Source organism: Massilia sp. P2_C2, assembly GCF_056404615.1.
On sequence record NZ_JBFUDR010000430.1, the window covers coordinates 1 to 4,058 of the forward strand.

Consider the following 4,058-nt stretch of genomic DNA (forward strand, 5'->3'; position numbering starts at 1 on the left):
ATCCCGAGCAGCCACAAGGAGATGGTCGAGGACAGCTTCAACGAAAAGGGCTCGTGCGGTTTTTCGTTCGGGAACGGCTGCTCGGACGGTACAAGCGATGCCTCGCTGTTCGGCAAGAAGAAGCAGGGCTCGACGATCTTCGTCTCGATGCCGAAGTCGCGCAAGAAGAAAGAAACGGAAGGAGCCTGAGATGATCCACTACCGCATCCTGTCCACCTTGCTGCTCTATCCGGAGGGCGACATCGTCGCCGCCCTGCCGGAACTGGAGGCGGGCCTCGTGCCGCGCATGCGCGCCCGGGTGGCGCCGCTGCTGGCGCACCTGGCCGAGCACGACCTGATCACCCTGCAGCAGGAATACGTGCAGACGTTCGACCGCACGCCATCGCACTCGCTGCACCTGTTCGAGCACATCCACGGCGAGTCGCGCGATCGCGGCCAGGCCATGGTCGACCTGATGGAAGAGTACAAGAAGCACGGTCTCGAGATGACGGGCGAGGAGTTGCCGGACTTCGTGCCGCTGTTCCTCGAATTCCTGTCGCAGCTGGACGACGAACAGGAAGCCGGCCGCCTGCTGGGCGACGCCGTCCACGTGCTCGCCCACCTGGGCCGCAAGCTCGCGGCGAACGGCAGCGTGTACGCCTGCGTGTTCGACGTTCTGGAAAGCCTGTCCCCGGTCGTGGCCGAGGAACTCTCCGAACCGCCGATCAAGGACATGGACGAGGCGCTGGAAACCTTCGGTCCGGGTGCGGATGGCGTCGAGCCGCTGCTCAAGCCGCAGGCCCTCGGCCCGCAGCCGATCAATTTTTACCCGCGCGGCACGCGCCCGGCAGCTGCTGTCGCTACTCCTGCGCATGTGGAGGCATCATGAACTATGTTAACCAATTCGTTTTCGGGATCTACCCGTACATCGCGCTGGCCGTCTTCCTGCTCGGCAGCCTGGTTCGCTTCGACCGCGAACAATACACGTGGCGCTCGGAATCGACGCAAGTGCTCCACACGGGACACCTGCGCCTGGGCAGCATCCTGTTCCACATCGGGATCATCGGCCTCCTGGGCGGCCATGCCGTCGGCCTGCTGACGCCCGTGTGGGTGTGGGATACGCTCGGCGTGAGCCATGGTGCCAAGCAGATGTTCGCGATGGCCGCCGGCGGCGTGATGGGTACGCTGTGCCTGACCGGCATCCTGCTGCTGCTCGCGCGCCGTCTCGGCAACGAGCGCCTGCGCGCCGCCACCACCTTGAAGGACAAGATCGTGCTGCTGTGGATCCTCTGCACACTCCTGCTCGGCCTGTCCTCGATCTTCGTCTCGGCTGGCCACCTGGACGGCCACATGATGGTCCTCCTGATGACCTGGGCCCAGCACATCGTGACGTTCCGCGGCGATGCGGCGACTTTCGTCATCGATGCGCCGCTCGTGTTCAAGCTGCACCTGTTCATGGGGATGTCGCTGTTCGTCATCTTCCCGTTCACCCGCCTCGTCCACATCTGGAGCGGTTTCGGCGCGGTGGCTTACCTGGGCCGCGCATTCCAGCTGGTCCGTCCGCGCTGAGGAGCACATCATGGGCATCTCCGTGAACGGCGTCGACATCGATGACCGCCAGATCGAACAGGAACTGCCGCACCACCGGCATGCCGCCAACCCGCTGAAGCAGTCCGTGCACGAAGTCGTGCTGCGCACGGTGCTTCTGCAGGAAGCGAACCGTCTCGGCATCATCGGTGCCGACGACGATGCGCGCATCGAGGCGCTGCTTGAGCGGGAAGTGACCGTGCCGCAGGCCGACGAAGCGGCCTGCCTCACCTACTACCGCAACCACCCGCAGCGCTTCACGCGCGGCGCGATGGTCGAGGCGCGGCACATCCTGTTCCAGGTGACGTCGACCGTGCCGCTGGATCTCGTGCGCGAGACGGCGGAATCCGTGCTGGCCGCGCTGCAGGCCGCGCCGGAACGCTTCGGTGAACTCGCGACGCAGTATTCGAACTGCCCGTCGGGCGCCGTGGGCGGCAGCCTGGGGCAGCTGAACCGGGGCGACTGCGTGCCGGAATTCGATGACGTGCTGTTCCGCCTCGGCGAAAACGAACTGGCCGCGCGGCCCGTCGAGACGCGCTTCGGCCTGCACATCGTACAGGTGCTGCGCCGCGTCGAGGGTTCGCTGCTGCCGTTCGACACGGTCAAGTCGCAGATCGCGGCCTGGCTCGCGACGGCCGCGCTGCAACGCGGCGTCCATCAATACCTGCAAATCCTCGTGGGCCGTGCGCGCATCGAGGGCATCACGCTGGAAGGCAGCGCAACCCCGCTGGTGCAGTAGGGTGGGGTATGTGAGGCCGGGGGCCTCACATACGAACGTGCCCACGCGAAGGCCAGCATGACGCAAACGTTACGCGTGGGCACAGGGGTGCCCACCCTACAAACTAGAGAAGAACTGCCCCGGCTGCGGACGCACCCGGGGCTTTTTTTGCGCGTCGGCCGTGCCGAAGCCGACGAAGCAGATCGCCCGCTCGTGCGGCGCGAGGTCCAGCAGGCGCCGCATGCCGGGCGCATCGAGCGCGCCGCCGCTCGCCAGGCCGCTGGCAAAACCCAGCGCCTGCGCGGCGAGCAGCATGTTCTGGATCGCGCAGCCCAGCGAGACCAGTTTTTCTTCGGTCGGGATGGCGGTACCGGGCACGTCGACGAGGATCGCCACCAGCAGGCAGGGTGCGTGCTGCGCCTTGTCGCGCGCGCTGGCCCGGGCCGTGGCGTCGGCGGTCGCGTCGCGCTGTGCCAGCGCCTCTTCGAACACGGCGCCCAGGTCCGCGCGCCGGTGCTGCGGAACCAGCACGAAACGCCAGGGCAGCAGCTGGCCATGGTCGGGCGCCTGCGCGGCCGCTTCCAGCATGCGGTCGAGCGCCGCCGCGTCCGGCCCCGGCGCCTGCAGCCGGCGCAGGCCCACGTGGCGGCGCGCCACCATCAGATTCCACAAGTCGTCGTTCATTCTCTTCCCATATCGCTGCGCATGGTTCCCGTCCACCCGCAAGAAAAAGTTGGCGGGCTGTTGCCAACTGAATCATAATACGCCGACCAGCCAGCCTACCCACCCATGAGCACTCCTGCCGAAGACGACCGCACCGTGCTTGCCCCCAGTGGTACCAGGGGGGCAAACAGCGACCACCTGCAAGATCACGGCCACGCGCTTCCTGTCGGGACGCGCCTGAACGAATTCGAGATCACGGGCATCCTGGGCGAAGGCGGATTCGGCATCGTCTACCTCGCGCAGGACACGACGCTCGAACGCCAGGTGGCATTGAAGGAATACATGCCGTCGTTCGCATCGCGCACGACGCAGGCCCACGTCAGCGTCAAGTCGACGTACAACGCCGATTCGTTCGAGGCGGGCCGGCGCAGCTTCATCAACGAGGCGCGGCTGCTCGCCCAGTTCGACCATCCGTCCCTCGTCAAGGTCTACCGCTTCTGGGAAGCCAACGGCACGGCCTACATGGTCATGCCCTATTATCACGGCACCACGCTGAAGCAGACCTTGCAGGAACGCGGCGCGGCGCCCGACGAAGCGTGGCTGAACGCCCTGCTCGGGCCTTTGCTGGACGCGCTCGACGTCATCCACCAGCACCAGTGCTTCCACCGCGACATCGCGCCGGACAACATCCTGATGCTGGACGAAGGCCGTCCCCTGCTGCTGGACTTCGGCGCGGCGCGGCGTGCGATCAGCGGCATGGACCAGGCGTTCACCGTGATCCTGAAGCAGAATTACGCGCCGGTCGAGCAGTATGCCGAGATGCCCGGCATGAGCCAGGGTGCGTGGACCGATCTGTATGCGCTGGCCTCGGTCGTGCATTTCGCCATTGCCGGCAATCCGCCCCCGCCAGCGCTGAGCCGCATGGCGACCGACCCGTACGTGCCGCTGGCGACCCGCTTCGCCGGACAATACAGCCACGGCTTCCTGGAGGCGATCGACCGCGCGCTCGCGTTCAAGCCGGAAGACCGGCCGCACAGCGTGGCGGAGATGCGTGCCCTGCTCGGCCTGCAACCGGCGGCACAGCGGGAGACGCTGCCGCCACCAGCATCGC

Annotated in this window: 5 protein-coding genes and 1 pseudogene; 5 read left to right on the forward strand and 1 reads right to left on the reverse strand. The window is 66.6% G+C overall.

Going from position 1 to position 4,058, the window contains the following annotated elements:
* From narH to AC1DYX_RS28720, 4 genes and pseudogenes are all read left to right on the forward strand, one after another.
* Positions 1-189, forward strand: a pseudogene (gene narH, locus AC1DYX_RS28705) (nitrate reductase subunit beta); the annotation flags it as partial.
* A 1-nt stretch (position 190) separates the two neighbouring features.
* On the forward strand, positions 191-868 hold the full coding sequence (narJ, locus tag AC1DYX_RS28710; RefSeq protein ID WP_477265250.1) for a nitrate reductase molybdenum cofactor assembly chaperone: 678 nt from the start codon (positions 191-193) through the stop codon (positions 866-868).
* On the forward strand, positions 865-1,548 hold the full coding sequence (gene narI / locus AC1DYX_RS28715) for a respiratory nitrate reductase subunit gamma (RefSeq protein ID WP_477265252.1): 684 nt from the start codon (positions 865-867) through the stop codon (positions 1,546-1,548). The genes narJ and narI overlap by 4 nt, the downstream gene beginning before the upstream one ends.
* 10 nt (positions 1,549-1,558) lie before the next feature.
* Positions 1,559-2,305 (forward strand): peptidylprolyl isomerase, encoded by a 747-nt coding sequence (locus AC1DYX_RS28720; RefSeq protein WP_477265254.1) that lies wholly within the window; start codon positions 1,559-1,561, stop codon positions 2,303-2,305.
* Between the two features lie 96 nt (positions 2,306-2,401).
* Here the strand turns inward: AC1DYX_RS28720 and AC1DYX_RS28725 are convergent, their stop codons facing one another.
* Complete coding sequence (locus AC1DYX_RS28725; RefSeq protein WP_477265256.1) at positions 2,402-2,968, reverse strand: nitroreductase family protein; 567 nt, start codon at positions 2,966-2,968, stop codon at positions 2,402-2,404.
* Positions 2,969-3,073: 105 nt separating this feature from the next.
* On the opposite strand from AC1DYX_RS28725, the gene AC1DYX_RS28730 reads away from it, so the two are divergent.
* The coding region (locus tag AC1DYX_RS28730; protein ID WP_477265258.1) for a serine/threonine protein kinase at positions 3,074-4,058 on the forward strand (985 nt) is incomplete at its 3' end.

Bases quoted from the DNA above. Each gene is read 5' to 3' on its own strand.
- narI (WP_477265252.1), top strand. From the start codon at position 865: ATGAACTATGTTAACCAATTCGTTTTCGGGATCTACCCGTACATCGCG.
- narJ (WP_477265250.1), top strand. From the start codon at position 191: ATGATCCACTACCGCATCCTGTCCACCTTGCTGCTCTATCCGGAGGGC.
- AC1DYX_RS28725 (WP_477265256.1), bottom strand. From the start codon at position 2,968: ATGAACGACGACTTGTGGAATCTGATGGTGGCGCGCCGCCACGTGGGC.
- AC1DYX_RS28720 (WP_477265254.1), top strand. From the start codon at position 1,559: ATGGGCATCTCCGTGAACGGCGTCGACATCGATGACCGCCAGATCGAA.